Raw genomic sequence first — 19067 nt, forward strand, 5'->3', positions numbered from 1 at the left:
CCGGCTGGCGTGTTCCTGACTTGCAGCTTGAGACTGTTTTACTGCGACTTGCGTACCCGCAGGTACCATTCGGACAGCAGGCGTACCTGTTTCTCCGTATAGCCGCGCTCGACCATGCGTTTGACGAAGTCGTTGTGCTTCTGCTGCTCCTCCTTGCTCCCCTTGGCATTGAAGCTGATGACCGGCAGGAGATCCTCGGTGTTGGAGAACATTTTCTTCTCGATGACCACGCGCAGCTTCTCGTAGCTGAGCCAGCTGGGGTTCTTGCCGTTGTTGTTGGCCCGGGCGCGCAGCACGAAGTTGACGATCTCGTTGCGGAAATCCTTCGGGTTGCTGATGCCGGCGGGCTTCTCGATTTTCTCCAGCTCCTCGTTCAGGGCTACGCGATTGAGGATTTCGCCGGTTTCCGGGTCGCGGTATTCCTGATCCTGGATCCAGAAATCCGCGTACAGCACATAGCGGTCGAAGATGTTCTGGCCGTATTCGCTGTAGGACTCCAGGTAGGCAGTCTGGATTTCCTTGCCGATGAACTCGATGTAGCGCGGCGCCAGGTACTCCTTGATGTAGCGCAGGTAGCGCTCGCGCATTTCGGCCGGGAACTGCTCCTGTTCGATCTGCTGTTCCAGCACATAAAGGAGGTGCACCGGGTTGGCTGCCACTTCGTGCGGGTCGAAGTTGAACACCTTGGAGAGGATCTTGAAGGCGAAGCGGGTCGACAGGCCGTTCATGCCTTCGTCCACGCCTGCCGTATCGCGATACTCCTGAATCGACTTCGCTTTCGGATCTGTGTCCTTAAGGTTCTCACCATCGTAGACACGCATCTTCGAATAGATGTTGGAGTTCTCCGGCTCCTTCAGGCGTGACAGCACGGAGAACTGCGCCAGCATGCGCAGGGTGTCCGGCGCGCAGTGGGCGTGGGCCAGGGAGCTGCCGACGAGCAGCTTGTCGTAGATCTTGATCTCGTCGGCGACCCGCAGGCAGTAGGGCACCTTGACGATGTAGATCCGGTCGATGAAGGCCTCGTTGTTCTTGTTGTTGCGGAAGCTGTGCCATTCCGATTCGTTCGAGTGGGCCAGGATGATGCCGCTGAACGGCAAACCGCCCAGCCCCTCGGTGCTGTTGTAGTTGCCTTCCTGGGTGGCGGTCAGCAACGGGTGCAGCACCTTGATCGGCGCCTTGAACATCTCGACGAATTCCATCAGGCCCTGGTTGGCCCGGCACAGCGCGCCCGAGAAGCTGTAGGCGTCGGCGTCGTTCTGCGGGAATTCCTCGAGCTTGCGGATATCCACCTTGCCCACCAGGGCGGAAATGTCCTGGTTGTTCTCGTCGCCGGGCTCGGTCTTGGCAATGGCGATCTGGTTGAGGATCGAGGGGTAGAGCTTGACCACGCGGAACTTGCTGATGTCGCCGCCGAATTCGTTCAGGCGCTTGGTCGCCCAGGGCGAGATCACCGAGCGCAGGTAACGCCGCGGGATGCCGTATTCCTCTTCGAGAATGGCACCGTCCTCGTCGGCATTGAACAGACCCAGGGGCGATTCGAAGACTGGCGATCCCTTGATGGCATAAAAAGGAACGCGTTCCATGAGCTGCTTGAGCTTCTCTGCCAGGGAGGACTTGCCGCCACCTACCGGGCCGAGGAGATAAAGGATCTGCTTCTTCTCTTCCAGGCCTTGGGCAGCATGGCGGAAGTAGGAAACGATCTGGTCGATGCACTCTTCCATGCCATGGAAGTCGGCAAAGGCCGGATAACGACGGATCACCTTGTTGGAGAAGATCCGTGACAGCCTCGGATCGAGCGAGGTGTCGAGCAGTTCCGGGTCACCGATTGCCATGAGCATACGTTCGGCGGCGGTGGCGTAGGCACTGCGGTCCTGTTTGCACAGGTCGAGGTATTCCTGAAGGGAATATTCCTCCTGGCGAGTCGCTTCGAAGCGTTGTTGGAAGTGGCTGAAAATGCTCATGACGTCACCTCGCTGGAATCAGGAAGCCGGCGCGGGGTCGGTTGTGCGGGTGCGGGCAGTCAGCCGAAGAAGGTCGGCCGATTGAATTCCCCCAGAACACCTGAATGGTCGCTGCCGATGGCCCGGAACCGGTGTACCGGCTCTCCCCTTTTTTGGATGGCCTGAGCTAAGAGTAGTTCGTTATCGGCAAGGTCAAGCATTACGGATCGATAACAGGGGATTACCGTCCGTCGGAGAAGTGACGCCAAGCCAGTGATGGCGCGGGGTTGCGCCTCACCGAAAATTTTTTATTCGAGGTTGCCCTGGGCGACTTCCCCGGGATAGACGCTCCGCCACAGTTCGAAGCCGCCATCGAGGCTGTAGACCTCGGAGAAACCCTGATGGGCGAGGTAGGCGGCCGCGCCCTGGCTGGAGTTGCCGTGATAGCAGGTGACGATCAGCGGCTTGTCGAAGTCGGCCTGGGCGATGAAGTCGGGCAGGGAGTAGTTGTCCAGGTGGTGCGAGCCGCTGATATGGCCCAGGGCGAAGCTCTGCGGATCGCGGATGTCCACCACCACGGCGCCGTGTTCGCGCAGGGTTTGCGCCTGTTCGGGCGGAATGCGTTGGAATTCACTCATGGCGGTTCTCCTCGCAGCTGCAGTTGATCTGCTCGCCACTGTCGATGTTCAAAAGAGTCATGCTGCCGCCCCAGACGCAGCCGGTGTCGAGGGCGTACAGGCCGGGTTCGTTGCAATTGCCTTCCAGGGCCGCCCAGTGGCCGAAGATGATCTTCTGCCCACGGGTCTTGCGCTCGGGGAAGCTGAACCAGGGAGAGTATCCCGGAGGCGCCGTGTCCAGGCCTTCCTTCGACTTGAGGTCCAGGGTGCCGTCGGCACGGCAGAAGCGCATGCGCGTGAAGTAGTTGGTGATCACCCGCAGGCGCGTGACGCCTTGCAGATCACCATCCCATTTGGCCGGCTCGTTGCCGTACATGCCGTCGAGGAACAGAGGCAGGCGTGCGTCGTCCCGCAAGGCCTCTTCCACCTCGGCAGCGCGTTTCAGCGCCTTCTTGAGCGACCACTGGGGCGGGATGCCGGCGTGAACGAGGGCGATATCCCGTTGCTCGTCGTAGTGCAGCAGCTTCTGCTGGCGCAGCCAGTCGAGCAGTTCGGCACGGTCCGGTGCGTCGAGGATCTCGCGCAAGGTATCGGCTTTGCGCAGTCGTTCGATGTTGTTGGCCACGGCGAGAAGGTGCAGGTCGTGGTTGCCAAGCACGCACACTACCGAATCGCGGATCGAATAGAGGAAACGCAGGGTCTCCAGGGACTTCGGGCCGCGGTTGACCAGGTCACCCACCAGCCACAGCTCATCCTTTGCCGGATCGAATCGCACTTGCTCAAGCAGGCACTTCAGCTGATCCAGGCAACCCTGGAGATCGCCAACCGCATAGGTCGTCATGCCGGTGCTCTCAGTGCAGCGAGCCGGGAACGGCGAGGCTGAAGGGCGCGATGATGGCGTCAAAGCGTTTGCCGTCGTCGGCGACCATCTGATAGCTGCCCTGCATGCTGCCGACCCGCGTGGCCATGACGGTCCCGCTGGTATAGGTGTGGCTGGCGCCGGGGGCGATCAGGGGCTGCTGGCCAACTACGCCGGCACCACGGACTTCCTGTACGTGGCCGTCGCCATCTGTGATCACCCAATGGCGGGTGAGCAGCTTGGCCGGCAGCTCGCCATTGTTGTGGATGGTCACGGTGTAGGCGAAGGCAAAGCGATTCTCGTCCGGCTGCGATTGTTCCGGGAGGAAGCGGGTGACGACGCTGACGTCGACCTTATATCGGGGATCGGACACGCGAAGGCTCTCGAGTAGCTGGATATGGAGTCTAGGGTTTGGGATCCGCCGCAGCCAGTTGATCAGCCAGGCGGACAAAGGCAGCGAGGTCCAGTTGCTCCGGACGCAGGCCGCCGTCGACACCCGCTGCTTCGATGGCGGCAGCGTCAAGCAGGCCCTTGAGGGTATTGCGCAGGGTCTTGCGCCGCTGATTGAAGGCTTCGCGCACGACGCGCTCCAGCATGGCGACATCCTTGGCTGGATGTGGCAGGACTTCGTGCGGCACCAGCCTCACGATGGCCGAATCCACCTTGGGCGGCGGGTTGAATGCGCCCGGTCCGACATTGAACAGGTGCTCCACGCGACAGTGGTACTGGACCATGATCGAAAGCCGACCCCAGTCGCCGCCACCCGGCTCGGCGGCCAGGCGCTCCACCACTTCCTTCTGCAGCATGAAGTGCATGTCGCGGATCAGGTCCGCGTGGGCAAGCAGGTGGAAGATCAGCGGCGTGGAGATGTTGTACGGCAGGTTACCCACCACACGCAGGCTGTGCGGTGCGGCATCGAGCCGGCGGAAGTCGAACTTCAGCGCATCGCCCTGGTTGAGGCGGAAGTTGGGTAACTGACCGAACTTGTGCTGCAGGATGGGGATCAGGTCGAGGTCCAGCTCGATCACATCGAGCTGGGCACCGCTGCTGAGCAAGCCTTCGGTAAGGGCGCCCTGGCCCGGGCCGATTTCCAGCAGGCGCTCGCCTTCGCGGGCATGGATGCTGCGCAGGATGCGATAGATGACGCCAGCGTCATGCAGGAAGTTCTGGCCGAAACGCTTGCGCGCGCGGTGTTGGTAGTGTTCGGACATCGAAGGCTCCGGGCCTTGGGGCCAGGCCGGAGGGCCTGGCGTGGAAACTGAATCGCGCAGTTTATCAGGCGCGGGCCCACGCCGCCTAAGGCTGGAGCATCAAAGCGGCGCGGGGGCGCAATGGCTGCGTTGCTGCGCGGCGGCCATCTGGTAGGCGGTCTCCAGCGCGACCTCGAGGCTGCCGCAGTCGATCCGGCCGGTGCCGGCCAGGTCAAGGGCCGTACCGTGGTCCACCGAAGTGCGGATGATCGGCAGGCCCAGGGTGACGTTCACCGCTGCACCGAAACCCTTGTACTTGAGCACTGGCAGGCCCTGGTCGTGGTACATGGCGAGCACGGCGTCACAGTGTTCGAGGTGCTTCGGCGTGAACAGGGTGTCCGCCGGCAGCGGGCCGATCAGGTTCAAACCTTCGGCACGCAGGCCTTCCAGGGTTGGCTCGATGACCTCCAGCTCCTCCCGGCCGAGGTGGCCCCCTTCACCGGCGTGGGGATTCAGGCCGCAAACCAGGATGCGCGGCTGGGCGATGCCGAACTTGTTCACCAGGTCGGCATGCAGGATGCGGCTGACCCGTTGCAATCGGTCCGGAGTAATGGCCGCTGCGACGTCCTTGAGTGGCAGGTGGGTGGTTACCAGCGCGACCCGCAGGCCACGAGTCGCCAGCATCATCACAACCTGGCGCGTCGCGGTGAGCTCCGCGAGGAATTCGGTATGTCCGGAGAAGGCGATGCCGGCCTCGTTGATCACGCCTTTGTGCACCGGAGCGGTGATCATCCCGGCGAAGAGGCCGTCGAGGCAGCCTTGGCCCGCGCGGGTGAGGGTGTCCAGTACATAGTCGGCGTTTGCCGGTGCCAGTTGTCCCGGATCGACTGCGGCTCGCAGGGGCGTGTCCCAGACATAGAGGCTGCCGGCAGGCGCAGGCGCATCCGGGAGTTGGGCGGGATCGACCTCGATCAGCTGGATGGAGAGACCCAATTCGCCGGCGCGTTGCTCGAGCAGTTCGCGGCTGGCGATGGCGATGAGTGCATGGGGTTGGGCGGAGCGGGAAAGCAGCAGGCAGAGGTCGGGGCCGATGCCGGCGGGTTCACCGGGAGTGAGCGCGAAACGAAGGGATGTCATGGCGAGTCCTGTGCAGGGGGCCGATACGCTGGCGGCGATTGTACCGCCAGCGCACGACTGAGACTCGCTCGGGATTTACAGCTTGGTTTCGACGTACGCTTCGTCGCGGATCTGGCGCAGCCAGGCCTGCAGCTCTTCGTCGTACTTGCGATTGCGCAGGATGTTCATGGCCTGCTGTTCGCGGAACTTCTCGCTGCTGTCGGTGGCGCGGCGGCCCATCACTTCCAGCACGTGCCAGCCATAGGCGCTCTTGAACGGCTTGGATAGCTCGCCGGCCGGTGTCTTGCCCATGACTTCACGGAATTCCGGCACCAGGGCGTTGGGGTCGATCCAGTTCAGGTCGCCGCCGTTGAGGGCCGAACCCGGGTCTTCGGAGAAGCTTTTCGCCAGTTCAGCGAAGTCTTCGCCGGACTGGATGCGCTCGTAAAGACGCTCGGCAAGTCGCTTGGTGTCTGCTTCGCTGCGAATTTCGCTGGGCTTGAGCAGGATGTGGCGGACGTGTACTTCGTCGCGAACCAGGGTGTCGCCGCCACGCTTTTCCAGCAGCTTCAGGATGATGAAGCCGCCTGGGGTGCGAACCGGATCGGTCACCTGGCCGGGTTGCAGGGCGCTGATCATGGCGTCGAAGGGCGGGGGCAGTTGAGCAGCCTTGCGCCAGCCGATCTCGCCGCCTTCCAGGGCGGTTTCACCGGCGGAGCGGGAGATGGCCAGTTGGGCGAAGTCAGCACCCTGTTGCAGCTGCTGGTGCAGCTCCTGGGCCTGGCGCTCGGCAGCCTGAATGGTGCTGGGCGAGGAGCCTTCCGGTACCGGGATCAGGATATTGGCCAAGCGGAACTCTTCGGACAGCTGGATCTTGCCCATGTCGGAGGCCAGGAAGTTCTGCACTTCCTGATCGGTGACCTGGATACGTTCGGCGACGCGACGCTGGCGTACACGGCTGATGACCATCTCGCGACGAACCTGGTCGCGCGCGTCGTCATAGGACAGGCCGTCACGGGCGAGCGCGCCGCGGAACTGGTCGACCGTCATGCCATTGCGCTGGGCGATGGCTTCGATGGCCTGGTTCAGTTCTTCGTCGGCGATACGGATGCCGGAGCGGTCGCCGATCTGCAGCTGGATGTTCTCGATGATCAGGCGTTCCAGCACCTGCTGGCTGAGCACATGTTCAGGCGGCAGCGAAGCGCCGCGCTTGGCAATGGTCTGCTGCACTTCACGCAGGCGCTGGTCGAGCTGGCTCTGCATGATCACATCGTTATCGACAATGGCGACCACGCGGTCGATGGAGCGAACATCGGCGTGCACGAGGCCGCCGAGTAGCATGGCGCCCAACAGCAGCGGGCGCAGACAATCAGAGAGCTTGGTCTTCACGTTCACGGTAACCTTGAATGCCTTTATCCAGGAAGCTTTCGGTCTGGTTGCCCACGACGCCACCGAGACCCTTCAGGACGATTTGCAGGAAGATCCCGTGATCGCCACTTTCGTTGGTTGAATCCGGGGTCTGGTCGAATTCGTCGTAGTCGACCCAGTAGCGGTTGATCAAGCGCAGCTTCCAGCAGCAACTGTCGTACTCGAAGCCGCCAAAGGCTTCCAGGGTACGGTTCTGGCTGTAGTCATACTGCCAGCGAGCCAGAGCACTCCATTGCGGGACGATCGGCCAGATGACGGAGAAGTCGTGCTGGCTGATCTTGTAGTAGTCCTTGATGAAGTTCGGGTTGGGCTGGCCATTCGCCAATGTGGGCGTGCCGTAGTCGGGGCTGAACGTCCATTGGCCAGTTGTCTGGTCGTAGCGGATGGTGTCGTTGCGGTAGCGATAGCCGGCGTTGATCACCTTGTTCGGGTTGTCTTCAGGCTGGTAGTGGAACATCGCGCTGCCGGAGCGGGTGCGATGGGAATCCGGGTCCCAGTTGAAGTCCGAGGTGAGGCGCCAGTCGCGGTTGAAACGGTACAGGTATTCCAGCGCGTAAGGTGAAACCGAGGCCTGAGCGTCGGCACGGGTGTCGGCGTCGATACCCGGCAGTTGTACCTTCCGATCCTGGAAGTAGAACGCCTGGCCGATGCTGAAGCGCTGGCGCTCGAAGCCATTGGACTCGATCCAGCGGTTGGTCACGCCCAGAGAGACCTGGTTGGCGTCGCCGATGCGATCACGGCCGGAGAAGCGGTTGTCGCGGAACAGCGAGGCGTAGTTGAAGGTGTACTCGCCAGTATCGAAGACCGGAATATCGTCCTGGTCTTCTTCCGGCACGTAGAGGTAGAACAGGCGCGGTTCCAGGGTCTGCGTGTAGTTCTTGCCAAAGAACTGGGTCTTCCGGTCGAAGTAGAGGCCGCTATCGACACTGTAGATGGGCAGTTGGCGATCCGGATTGCTGTCGAAGTCCTGGTTGACCAGTGCAAGATCGCTCTTGCCGGTGCTGTCAAGGCTCAGATCATATTGGGTATAGGCGTACTTGACCTGCGGCTTGAGGAAGCCCCATGTCCAGTTCATTGGCAGGCTGACACTGGGTTCAAGGTGGGTGCGGTCACCATTGGCGCGTGCCAGGCCGAAGGTATTTTCGTCGAGCCATGGCGTTGGGTTGCCATCGATGTCGAAGAAATCGCCCTTACGCAAATCCCGGTCGAAACGTACAAACTCAGTGCTGTAGTCGAAGTTGAGCCCGCCGGGCTGGAACGGCAGCGCGCCGTCCAGGGTGATCTGCGGCAGGCGATCATACGGAGTGGCATCGGAAATCGTCGCCAGCTCGTAAGCATGGGCATTCAGCTTCGCGGTGTAGGAATCGCCGCGATAGGTCAGGGTGCCGCGCTGGTTGACGAAAGTGGGGGTGTCCACACCCAGGTCGGTATCCAGGTCGTCGAAGTAGTACGGATCGCTGATGTCGGTGTAGTCGACTTCCGCCAGCAGCCGGGAGTCCAGCCCGCCGATGTGTTTCCAGTTGTACAGCCAACGCTTCTCCTCGAACTCGGACATGAGCTCGCGCTCATCTTCCTTGTCATTGAGATACGCGGCGCCCAGCTGGCCTTCGCTGCTGTGGGTCAGGTAGCGGAACTCGCCTTCCATCAGCAGGCCGCGCTTGGACATGTAACGCGGATACAGGGTGGCGTCGTAGTTCGGCGCCAGGTTGAAGTAGTACGGCGTGACCAGCAGGAAGCCGGTGTCGGTGCTGGTGCCGATGGTCGGCGGCAGGAAGCCGGACTGACGACGGTCGTCGATCGGGAAATAGATGTACGGGGTATAGAACACCGGAATGTCCTTGACCCGCAGCGTGACGTTGGTCGCGGTGCCGAAGCCGGTGGCCGGATTCAGCTTGATGTTGTTGCCCTTCAGGTGCCACGCGTTATCGCCTGGTTCGCAACGGGTGTAGGTACCGTCCTTCAGGCGGATTATGGCGTCTTCCTGGCGCTTGGCGTACAGCGCGCTACCACGGGTGTGCGACTGGTGCAGGACGTATTCGGCGTTGTCGACCTTGGCTTCGCCGTTGTCCAGTTGCAGTTCGGCGCGATCGCCGACAACCAGGGCGCCCTTGTCGCGCAGCTTGACGTTACCGATCAGTTCGCCACGGTTTTCCGCCTGGTGCAGGTTGGCCTCGTTGGCTTCCACCTGCATGCTGCCTTGGCGCAGGACGACGTCCCCGGCGAGGGTGGCAATCTGTTTCTCCTGCTCGTAGCGCGAGGCCTTGGCGGAGATGTAGGTTGGCGCATCCTCCATCGGCGTGCTGTCATCCATGCCCGGACGCGGCGGCTCGATGTAGGCACCGGCGCAGTAAGGACCGGCTTCGGCCAGTTGCGCGGGCGTGAGTTTGTCGCGCGGCACCCAGTCGAGGTGACTGTAGTCGGCGCTGCGGGATGCCAGGCCCTTGCCTTCGGCCTCGGTCACCAGAGTGGTATCGCTGCCTTCGGCTTCACCTTCCTGGGTGGCCTGGGGAGCGGCGCCAATGGTCGAGCTCACGGCACTGCCGCTGTGCACGGGGCGCGGTGGCAGGCTCTCTGTGCTGGCTTTGGGCGCGCATGCCCACCCGCCAGTTGTGGAAGCCTGGCAGTCGAATTGCTCTGCGGCGACGACGAATGAGGTGGCTACTGGCTGGAGGGCCAGCAGGCTGCCGGTCACCAGCAGGGGGAACTTTCTACGAAACGCGGGGGATCTTACTGCCATCTTGTTAGTCCGGGCTTCCTGCGCGCCTTCGACCCGCTAGGGCCGCACGCCTCTCGATGGGCTGAAAAAGATGCTGGATAATAAAGCATGACCCGCACAACGGCTAGCGCCGCCGGAGACCACCCGATGCACCATGAAGACCTGCGACTTCAGCAGCTGAGCCAGTGGCTTGATCAGCAGTTGCCCACCCTGTTCGCTGCCGAAGGCTGGGGCCCCGTGCCGGCCGCCGAGCTGGTTCCGGCCAGCAGTGACGCCAGCTTCCGTCGTTACTTCCGCTGGCAGGCCGAAGGCCGCACCCTGATCCTGATGGATGCTCCGCCGCCCCGAGAGGATTGCCGTCCCTTCGTCAAAGTGGCCGGAATGCTCGCCGAGGCCGGCGTGCACGTGCCGCGTATTCTCGCCGCCGATGTGGAGCAAGGCTTCCTGATCCTCGACGACCTGGGGCGCCAGACCTACCTCGAAGTCATCGATGCGGAGAACGCCGACTCGTTGTTCGACGATGCCCTGAAAGCACTGCTGACTTTCCAGAAGCGCAGCCTCGATGTGCCCATGCCCAGTTACGACGACGCGCTGCTGCGTCGCGAGCTGCAGCTTTTCCCCGAGTGGTACCTGCAACATCATCTGGGCATCGAACTGGAAGGTGAGCGCCTGGCTGCCTGGCAGCGTATTTCCGACTTGCTGATCGGCAGCGCCCTGGCACAGCCGCAGGTGCTGGTGCACCGGGACTACATGCCGCGCAACCTGATGCTCAGCACCCCCAACCCCGGCGTGCTGGATTTCCAGGACGCCGTCTACGGTCCGGTGACCTACGACGTGACCTGCCTGTTCAAGGACGCCTTCCTCAGTTGGCCTGAAGAGCGTGTCGTAGGCTGGCTGGAGCGTTACTGGAACCTGGCCCGCGAAGCCGGCATCCCGGTCCAGCCCGACTTCGCCGAGTTCCGCCGTGCCAGCGACCTGATGGGCGTGCAGCGCCACCTCAAGGTCATCGGCATTTTCGCGCGCATCTGCCATCGCGATGGCAAGCCCAAGTACCTGGGCGATGTGCCGCGCTTCTTTGCCTATATAAAGGAAGTGATCGAACGCCGTCCCGAACTGGCGGAGCTGGGTGAACTGTTGGCCAGCCTTCCGCGGGACGAGGCCGTCCAACCATGAAGGCGATGATCCTCGCGGCCGGCAAGGGTGAGCGCATGCGCCCCCTGACCCTGCATACCCCAAAGCCGCTGGTTCGTGCCGCCGGCACCCCGCTGATCGAGTTTCACCTCCAGGCCCTGGCGAAGGCCGGCTTCAACGAACTGGTGATCAACCATGCCTGGCTCGGCCAGCAGATCGAAGATCACCTGGGCGATGGTGCGCGCTTCGGCTTGTCCATCCGTTACTCGGCAGAAGGCGAACCGCTGGAAACCGGCGGCGGCATTTTCCAAGCCTTGCCGCTGCTGGGCGATGAGCCTTTCCTCATCGTGAATGGCGATGTCTGGACCGACTTCGAGTTCAGCCATCTGCGCCGACCGCTGGACGGCTTGGCGCACCTGGTGCTGGTAGACAACCCGACGCACCATCCCCACGGCGACTTTGTCCTGGAGAATGGTCGAGTGCGTGATGCAGTGGCAGGCGAGTCGAGTCTCACCTACAGCGGTATCGCCGTGCTCCATCCGCGTCTGTTCGAAGGGTGTCAGGCAGGGGCCTTCAAACTGGCGCCGTTGCTGCGTCAGGCGATGGCCGCGGGCCAGGTGACTGGCGAGCGATTCGCCGGGCGTTGGGTCGACGTGGGCACCCACGAGCGCCTGGCGGAAGTCGAACGTCTGCTGATGACGGAGGCCTGAGTGATCTGGCCCGCTACCCTGATCGGCGCTGCCGCCGGATTCGCCTTGGCGAACATCCCGGGAGCCATGCTCGGCGGTTTGCTGGGGCATGTACTCGACCGGCGTCTGCACCTTGATTCCTGGGATGCGTTGCGTGCGCGCTTGCGTGGCGATCCCGCCATCGATCAGCGGGACCTGTTGTTCATCCTGCTGGGACGCCTGGCCAAGAGCGATGGGCGGGTTCAGGAGGCGCACATCCAGCAGGCGCGATCGGAAATGAAGCGCATCGGGCTGGACGAAGCGGGCACCCGTCGTGCCATCGCCGCCTTCAACCGGGGCAAGTCGAGCGGCGACAACCTGCACCCTGCGTTGCACAAGCTGAAGGATGAGCGGGCCACGGTGGAACGCCTGCTGCGCAGCTGCTGGCAGATGGCTGCGGCGGATGGTCGGATCGGCAAGCGCGAGCGCGAACTCATCCTGCAATGGGGAGGCTGGCTGGGGCTCGCAGCTTCCCGGATCGAGGCGCTGGGGGCGGGCTACGACACCCCGCAGGGATTGCCGCCCAAACGCGCTAACAGCTACAGGGACGCCTTGACCCTGCTGGGCGTGACGGCCGATTGTGAACCCGCGGTGATCAAACGGGCCTACCGCCGACTGCTCAGCCAGAACCACCCGGACAAGCTGGCCGGTTCGGGTGCCAGCCCGGCCGTGGTGCGTGCTGCGACCGACCGCACCCGCGAATTGCAAAGCGCCTACAACCTCATCCGCGAGCGTCACGGATTCCGCTGAGGCTTCAGCCGTCCGTGGGCGCTTTACCGGTACCCGCTTCCAGATGCAGGCTCAGCCAGCCACGGATGCGCCGGATGAGCTGCTCCTGCTCGGTGGTGCGGTCGCCTGGCAGGCCCTTCATGGCGATCTGGATGTAGGCCGGGTGCTTCTGCCGCTTGCTCGCGTGACTGCGACGCAGGGCGGCGTCGCGGTCGGCTGGCTGGTCCTTGTAGTAGAAGTCGCCAGTGGCCAGTTTCAATTCGGGTAGTGAGTCCTCCAGCGCTGGTGCATAGCCAGCAGGCAACTCCGCCGCTACCAATAGAAGATTACGTACGTCTTGCGGCTCATTGGCGGCAAGGAACTGTGCCGCCCAATAGGCACCGGTGCCATGGCCCAGCAGCACGATGGCCTTGGGCTTCTGCTGGCGCGCGAAGGCGAGTGCCGCCTCGATCCGGGCGAACACGCGGTCCGTCTGAGTCTTCTGGATGGCGTCGCGAGACAGCGGTGGCGGCGCCGGGTCGGTGTTGGGTTCGGCGCTTCCGGCCTGCTCGGTGTTGGCCGGGCCTTCTTCCTGGGCTTTCTCTGGGCTCACCGCCGGTTCCGCCTTGGTCGGTTCCTCGGTCTTCAGCGGGCGTGGTGGCAGCGGATCGTCGCTGGGGTCGGGCAGTGTCAGGGCGAGGGTGCTCCAGCCGGAATTCGGCAGGCCGCGCCGCAATGGGCCGATCGCCTCTGGCCAGTCGGCCGTTTCGCCGTCGCCGGGCAGCAGGATCACCAACCCCTCGGGAGCGCTGACATTGGCCGGCTGCCAGAGCGCGAGGAAAGCCTCTTCCCCTGCCTTGAGCCGCTGTTGATCCCGGATCGGGATCTGGCGCTCCAGGCTGGTGGAATCCTCCTGGCTACGTTCCTCCAGCGGCGCGCGCTCTACTGCTGATGCAGGTTCCTTGGGCGCTGTCGCGGAGTCCTCTTCCCCCAGGACGGCAGGTGAGGCAGGCAATAGCGCTAGGCAAAGGGCTGCAAGGGGCAGGCGAAGGGCGCGAGGCATCTGGGCATTCCTGGTCGAGCTGGGAAACAGGAGCCTAATGGCTCGATGGGTTTTTGTCAGGCCGAGCCTTCGCATGGTTGACCGTGGCTGGAGTAAGGTATGTCGGCTGTTTCTCCTTGTTGCGGTTGGTCCTCGATGATCCGTGCGCTCCTTTCCTTCCTGTTCGCCTGCTGCCTGGCGATACCTGCCTTGGCTGCACCCACGGCGCTGCCGCTGGACGACGGCCAGCGGCAATGGCTCGAGAATCATGGGCAACTCCGTGTGGGTGCCGTGCTGCAAGCGCCTTACGTCCAGCTGGATCGGCGCCTGCAGCAACTCTCCGGAGCCAACGTCGAGTTGATGAACTGGCTGGCCAGGTCCATGGGTGTCGAGTTGGTCTGGCACACCTACGACAGTCAGGGCGAACTGGAACAGGGCCTGCGCTCCGGACAGATCGACCTTGCCCCCGGTCTCGGACAGACGCCCGCCGGCTTGCGCCTGTGGCTGTTCTCCGATCCCTACATGCGCGTCTCGCAGTTGCTGGTGGGCGAGCGCGAGGGTAATGGCGCGGTGGACCTGGAGCAGCTCGACGCTACATCGCCGGTTGCCCTGCGCCAGCCGAGTCCAGTGGCCGACTACTTGCGCGCGACCTACTCCAACCTCAATCTCAAGCCCATGGGCAGCGAGCGGCAGGCCCTGCAGGCGTTGCTGGCCGAGCAGGTCCGCTATGCCGTGCTCGACGAGGCCCAGCTCAGCCGGCTGTCTCGCGAACAGGAGTTCACCGGGCTCGCAGTGGTCGGCGACATCGGTTTCCCGCAGCTGCTGCGGGTCGCCTCGAGGCGGGACTGGCCGGAACTGGCTGCCATCGTCGACATCGCCTTGCGCAACCTGCCGCCGAAGGACCTCGACCAGTTGCATGAGCGCTGGCTGCAGCCCAAGTATCCCCGCCTCGGAGAATCCAGCGGCTTCTGGCAGAACCTCAGCCTGTTTCTCGGCGCGCTGTTGCTCACAGCGGCAGTCATCATCACCTGGCTGCGCCGACAGCAGCGTCGGCTGGAGCGGCAACTGCTGGATTCGCGCCATGCACTGCAGCTGCGCGAGGCTGCCGAAGAAGCGCTGCGCCTTACCCAGTTTTCCATCGACCACAGCACCCTGGGCATTCTCTGGGTGAACTGGGACAGCCACGTGCGCTACGCCAACCGCGCTGCTGAGCAGATGCTGGGTTATCGGCCAGGCAGTCTTGCAGATCGCCCCCTGGCGGATTTCCAGCCCGAGCTGAACATGGATCGCTGGCTCAATCTCTGGCGCCGTGCACGCAACAGTGACGAAGGCCCGCTGAGCTTCGAGACCCGTTGCCTGCGTCCCGACGGCGCCTGGCTTCCAGCAGATGTGTCGCTGAGCTTCCTGCGCTTCGGCTCTTCCGAATACCTGGTGGTGTTCCTCTCCGATGCCACCGAGCGCCGCCGAGCACGCGAGGCCCTGGAAGAAAGTGAAGCACGCCTCAAGGGCATTGCCTCCAACGTGCCCGGCCTGGTCTTCCGTCTCGAGCGGCCGAAAGCAGGTGCGCCGTCCAATTTCGCCTTCATCGGTGAAGGCAGCGAAGGCCTGGTGGGCTACAGCGCCAGTGAGTTGCTGGATACGGGACGTGGTATTCGCGGCCTGGTTCATCCGGACGACCGCGACGGCTACTGGCAGAGCCAGCTTCAGGCACTGGACGCCGATCGCGATTGGCACTGGCAGGGCCGCATTCTCACCCGCGATGGCGCGCTGCGCTGGGCCGACATCAAGGCCGGTGCGCGGATCTTCGACGACGGTCGTGCGGTCTGGGATGGCGTGGTCTGGGATATCACCGAGAACAAGCAGATCGAGCTGGAGCTGGCAGCTTCCCGCGCGCAGCTCCGGGACTTGTCGGCCCACCTGGAAAGCGTGCGCGAAGAAGAAAAGGCCCGCATTGCCCGTGAGGTGCACGACGAACTGGGCCAGGTGCTTACCGTCCTGAAGCTGGAAACCTCCATGTGCGAGCTGGCCTTCGCCGGACTCGACCCGGGTCTACGTGAACGCCTGGACAGCATGAAGCGCCTGATTGCGCAGCTCTTCCAGCTGGTGCGTGACGTGGCGACGGCACTGCGCCCGCCGATTCTCGATGCCGGCATCGCCTCGGCCATCGAGTGGCAGGCCAGGCGATTCGAGGCGCGTACGCAGATACCCTGCCTGGTGGAAGTGCCCGAGCAGTTGCCGCAGCTGTCCGATGCCAAGGCAGTAGGCCTGTTCCGAGTGCTGCAGGAGGCGCTGACCAACGTCATGCGTCACGCCGAGGCGCATACTGTCGCGGTTCGCCTGAGTGAAGAGGGCGGCACGCTCTGCCTGCGCATCAGCGATGATGGCCGGGGGTTCGATACCGGCGTCAGAAGCGGCAGTTCGTTCGGCCTGGTGGGCATGCGCGAGCGCGTACTGATGTTGGGCGGCAGCCTGCAGATCGAGAGCCAGCCGGGCGAGGGCACCACCCTTTGCGTGCGCGTGGCATTGGATAAGGAGAAAGTGGCGTGATCCGAGTACTGGTGGCAGAAGACCACACCATCGTCCGCGAGGGCATCAAGCAGCTCATCGGCCTGGCCAAAGACCTCTGCGTGGCGGGGGAGGCCGGCAATGGCGAGCAACTGATGGAAACCCTGCGCCAGACACCCTGCGAAGTGGTGCTGCTGGACATCTCCATGCCCGGCGTCAACGGCCTGGAGGCCATTCCGCGCATCCGCGCCCTTGGCAATCCGCCGGCGGTGCTGGTGCTGTCCATGCACGACGAAGCGCAAATGGCCGCGCGGGCCCTGAAGATCGGCGCTGCCGGCTATGCCACCAAGGACAGTGATCCAGCCCTGTTGCTCACTGCGATCCGCAAGGTGGCCGCGGGAGGTCGCTACATCGACCCCGATCTCGCCGACCGCATGGTCTTCGAGGTGGGCCTGACGGACGCCCGCCCGGCCCATACGCTGCTTTCAGAGCGCGAGTTCTCGGTGTTCGAGCGCCTCGTACGGGGCGAAGGTGTGAACGAAATCGCCCAGCAGCTGGCGGTCAGCAGCAAGACGGTGAGCACCCACAAGGCCCGCCTGATGCAGAAGCTGGGATTGCACTCGGTCGCGGACCTGGTGAAGTACGCGGTCGAGCACAAGCTGCTGTGAATGTCCGACAATCGCGCTGCGATTTGTAGGGCGATCCCTACAAGGAATCCTCTCCAAGCCTTATAGCAATCTCTCATACCGCCCGATTTGCGTGGTCTGCCGCGTTCTCTACGCTTTCCTCTACGGCAGACACAAAAACAAAGGTGCGGTTATGGCCGAGACACAAGGCAACGACATCCTGGTCAGCTTTCGCGGCGTGCAGAAGAGCTACGACGGCGAGACCCTGATCGTCAAAGACCTCAACCTGGATATTCGCAAAGGCGAATTCCTCACCCTGCTCGGGCCGTCCGGCTCCGGCAAGACCACCAGCCTGATGATGCTCGCCGGGTTCGAAACCCCCACCAGCGGCGAGATTCTCCTGGCCGGTCGCTCCATCAACAACGTCCCCCCGCACAAGCGCGACATCGGCATGGTGTTCCAGAACTATGCGCTGTTCCCGCACATGACGGTGGCCGAGAACCTGGCCTTCCCGCTCTCGGTGCGCGGCATGAGCAAGACCGACGCCAGCGAGCGGGTCAAGCGTGCGCTCTCCATGGTGCAGCTGGATACCTTCCGCAACCGCTACCCCGGCCAGCTTTCCGGCGGCCAGCAGCAGCGTGTCGCCCTGGCCCGCGCCCTGGTGTTCGAGCCCCAACTGGTACTGATGGACGAACCCCTCGGTGCACTGGACAAGCAGCTGCGCGAGCACATGCAGATGGAGATCAAGCACATCCATCAACGCCTGGGCGTCACCGTGGTCTACGTGACCCACGACCAGGGCGAAGCGCTGACCATGTCCGACCGCGTCGCGGTGTTCCACCAGGGCGAGATCCAGCAGATCGCTCCGCCGCGCGAGCTTTACGAACTGCCGAAGAACACCTTCGTGGCCAACTTCATCGGCGAGAACAATCGCCTGAACGGCCAGCTGGAAAGCCGCGATGGCGAGCGCTGCGTCGTGCGCCTGGGCCGTGGTGAGAAGGTCGAGGCCCTGGCGATCAACGTCGGCCAGCCGGGCGAGCCGGTGACCCTGTCGATCCGCCCCGAGCGCGTACGCATCAACGGTCACAGCGAGAGCTGCGTGAACCGTTTCTCCGGGCGCGTCGCCGAGTTCATCTACCTGGGCGACCACGTGCGTATCCGCATGGAGGTCTGCGGCAAGCCCGATTTCTTCGTCAAGCAACCTATTGCTGAGCTCGACCCCGCACTGGCGGTAGGCGATGTGGTGCCGCTCGGCTGGCAAGTGGAGCACGTCCGCGCACTGGACCCGCTTCTGGCGGAATGACGCGGCGGCACCAAGGCATTAGCAACCCTGCACTGTGGAGAAAATAACAATGTCGAAATCCCTGAAACTCACCGCCATCGCCCTCGGGTTGGCTTGCGCCACCCAGGCAATGGCTGCCGACCTGACCGTGGTGTCCTTCGGTGGCGCCAACAAGAATGCGCAGGTCAAGGCGTTCTACGAGCCCTACCAGCAGAGCACCGGCAACAAGATCATCGCAGGCGAATACAACGGTGAAATGGCCAAGGTGAAGGCCATGGTCGACACCAACAGCGTCTCCTGGAACCTGGTGGAAGTGGAGTCGCCCGAGCTGTCCCGCGGCTGTGACGAAGGCCTGTTCGAAGAGCTGGATGCTGCCCAGTTCGGCAAGGCTGAAGACTTCGTACCCGGCGCCGTCCAGCCTTGCGGCGTCGGCTTCTTCGTGTGGTCCACCGTGCTGGCCTACAACGCCGACAAGCTGAAGTCCGCTCCCACCAGCTGGGCCGATTTCTGGGACGTGAACAAGTTCCCTGGCAAGCGCGGCCTGCGCAAGGGCGCCAAGTACACCCTGGAATTCGCCCTGATGGCCGATGGCGTTGCGCCCAAGGACGTCTACACCGTGCTGGCCACCAAGGAAGGCCAGGATCGCGCCTTCAAGAAACTCGACGAGATCAAGCCGAGCATCCAGTGGTGGGAAGCCGGTGCCCAGCCGCCGCAGTTCCTCGCCTCGGGTGACGTGGTCATGAGCTCCGCCTACAACGGCCGCATCGCTGCGGTGCAGAAGGAAAGCAATCTGAAAGTCGTGTGGACCGGCGGTATCTACGACTTCGACTCCTGGGCCATCCCGAAAGGCGCCAAGGATGCCGACAAGGCCAAGGAATTCATCGCCTTCTCGGTCAAGCCCGAACAGCAGAAGATCTACTCCGAGAACATCGCCTACGGTCCGGCCAACACCCAGGCGGTGCCGCTGCTGGACAAGGGCCTGCTGAAGGACATGCCGACCACTCCGGAAAACATCAAGGACCAGGTCGCCATGGACGTCACCTTCTGGGCTGACTACGGCGAGCAACTGGAGCAACGCTTCAACTCCTGGGCGGCCAAGTAAGTCCGGCTGCAACTCCCCCTCTCCCTTTGGGAGAGGGGCTGGGGGTGAGGGAAATTCTTCCTCACCCTGGCCTTAGG

At 63.3% G+C, this 19067-nt stretch carries 16 protein-coding genes; 7 read left to right on the forward strand and 9 right to left on the reverse strand.

Annotated elements, in window-relative coordinates; genetic code table 11:
* Window positions 1-38: 38 nt before the first annotated feature.
* From E8E95_RS25085 to E8E95_RS25120, 8 genes are all read right to left on the reverse strand, one after another.
* Window positions 39-1961, reverse strand: a complete 1923-nt coding sequence (locus tag E8E95_RS25085) for a PrkA family serine protein kinase (RefSeq protein WP_280354702.1) — start codon at window positions 1959-1961, stop codon at window positions 39-41.
* A gap of 287 nt (window positions 1962-2248) precedes the next feature.
* Window positions 2249-2578 (reverse strand): thiosulfate sulfurtransferase GlpE, encoded by a 330-nt coding sequence (gene glpE / locus E8E95_RS25090; protein ID WP_280354703.1) that lies wholly within the window; start codon window positions 2576-2578, stop codon window positions 2249-2251.
* Window positions 2571-3398: a symmetrical bis(5'-nucleosyl)-tetraphosphatase gene (locus E8E95_RS25095; RefSeq protein ID WP_280354704.1), complete on the reverse strand. Its 828-nt coding sequence runs from the start codon at window positions 3396-3398 to the stop codon at window positions 2571-2573. The genes glpE and E8E95_RS25095 overlap by 8 nt, the downstream gene beginning before the upstream one ends.
* Window positions 3399-3408: 10 nt before the next feature.
* Window positions 3409-3789 (reverse strand): Co2+/Mg2+ efflux protein ApaG, encoded by a 381-nt coding sequence (apaG, locus tag E8E95_RS25100; protein WP_179058115.1) that lies wholly within the window; start codon window positions 3787-3789, stop codon window positions 3409-3411.
* Between the two features lie 31 nt (window positions 3790-3820).
* Window positions 3821-4627, reverse strand: coding sequence for a 16S rRNA (adenine(1518)-N(6)/adenine(1519)-N(6))-dimethyltransferase RsmA (rsmA, locus tag E8E95_RS25105; RefSeq protein ID WP_280354707.1), 807 nt, complete (start codon window positions 4625-4627; stop codon window positions 3821-3823).
* A 99-nt stretch (window positions 4628-4726) separates the two neighbouring features.
* The gene (gene pdxA / locus E8E95_RS25110) at window positions 4727-5743 is read right to left on the reverse strand and encodes a 4-hydroxythreonine-4-phosphate dehydrogenase PdxA (protein WP_280354709.1); all 1017 of its coding nucleotides are present in this window, start codon (window positions 5741-5743) and stop codon (window positions 4727-4729) included.
* A 75-nt stretch (window positions 5744-5818) separates the two neighbouring features.
* A complete protein-coding gene (locus tag E8E95_RS25115; RefSeq protein WP_280354711.1) occupies window positions 5819-7111 on the reverse strand; it encodes a peptidylprolyl isomerase in 1293 nt (430 codons plus the stop codon).
* Window positions 7092-9887 carry an LPS-assembly protein LptD gene (locus E8E95_RS25120; protein WP_280354713.1) on the reverse strand — a complete coding sequence of 932 codons (2796 nt, stop codon included), beginning with the start codon at window positions 9885-9887 and terminating at the stop codon, window positions 7092-7094. Before E8E95_RS25120 ends, E8E95_RS25115 begins: the two co-directional genes overlap by 20 nt.
* A gap of 126 nt (window positions 9888-10013) precedes the next feature.
* Here E8E95_RS25120 and E8E95_RS25125 point away from each other — a divergent pair, with 126 nt between their 5' ends.
* The 3 genes from E8E95_RS25125 to E8E95_RS25135 are packed head-to-tail and all read left to right on the forward strand — an operon-like array spanning window position 10014 to window position 12475.
* A complete protein-coding gene (locus E8E95_RS25125) occupies window positions 10014-11039 on the forward strand; it encodes a phosphotransferase (protein ID WP_280354785.1) in 1026 nt (341 codons plus the stop codon).
* A complete protein-coding gene (gene murU, locus E8E95_RS25130) occupies window positions 11036-11707 on the forward strand; it encodes an N-acetylmuramate alpha-1-phosphate uridylyltransferase MurU (RefSeq protein WP_280354714.1) in 672 nt (223 codons plus the stop codon). The genes E8E95_RS25125 and murU overlap by 4 nt, the downstream gene beginning before the upstream one ends.
* Window positions 11708-12475, forward strand: coding sequence for a TerB family tellurite resistance protein (locus E8E95_RS25135; RefSeq protein ID WP_280354716.1), 768 nt, complete (start codon window positions 11708-11710; stop codon window positions 12473-12475). It begins immediately after the preceding gene.
* A 4-nt stretch (window positions 12476-12479) separates the two neighbouring features.
* Here E8E95_RS25135 and E8E95_RS25140 read toward each other — a convergent pair whose 3' ends face one another.
* A complete protein-coding gene (locus tag E8E95_RS25140) occupies window positions 12480-13496 on the reverse strand; it encodes an alpha/beta hydrolase family protein (protein ID WP_280354718.1) in 1017 nt (338 codons plus the stop codon).
* Between the two features lie 135 nt (window positions 13497-13631).
* On the opposite strand from E8E95_RS25140, the gene E8E95_RS25145 reads away from it, so the two are divergent.
* The 4 genes from E8E95_RS25145 (at window position 13632) to E8E95_RS25160 (ending at window position 18990) form a co-directional block, all read left to right on the forward strand.
* The gene (locus E8E95_RS25145) at window positions 13632-16022 is read left to right on the forward strand and encodes a transporter substrate-binding domain-containing protein (RefSeq protein ID WP_280354720.1); all 2391 of its coding nucleotides are present in this window, start codon (window positions 13632-13634) and stop codon (window positions 16020-16022) included.
* On the forward strand, window positions 16019-16648 hold the full coding sequence (locus E8E95_RS25150; RefSeq protein WP_280354722.1) for a response regulator transcription factor: 630 nt from the start codon (window positions 16019-16021) through the stop codon (window positions 16646-16648). Before E8E95_RS25145 ends, E8E95_RS25150 begins: the two co-directional genes overlap by 4 nt.
* A gap of 151 nt (window positions 16649-16799) precedes the next feature.
* Window positions 16800-17909 (forward strand): ABC transporter ATP-binding protein, encoded by a 1110-nt coding sequence (locus E8E95_RS25155; protein ID WP_179058125.1) that lies wholly within the window; start codon window positions 16800-16802, stop codon window positions 17907-17909.
* A 49-nt stretch (window positions 17910-17958) separates the two neighbouring features.
* Window positions 17959-18990 carry an ABC transporter substrate-binding protein gene (locus tag E8E95_RS25160; RefSeq protein ID WP_077520866.1) on the forward strand — a complete coding sequence of 344 codons (1032 nt, stop codon included), beginning with the start codon at window positions 17959-17961 and terminating at the stop codon, window positions 18988-18990.
* Window positions 18991-19067 lie beyond the last annotated feature (77 nt).

The organism is Pseudomonas sp. BN414 (assembly GCF_029871275.1).
Taxonomy (GTDB): Bacteria; Pseudomonadota; Gammaproteobacteria; order Pseudomonadales; family Pseudomonadaceae; genus Metapseudomonas; species Metapseudomonas resinovorans_C.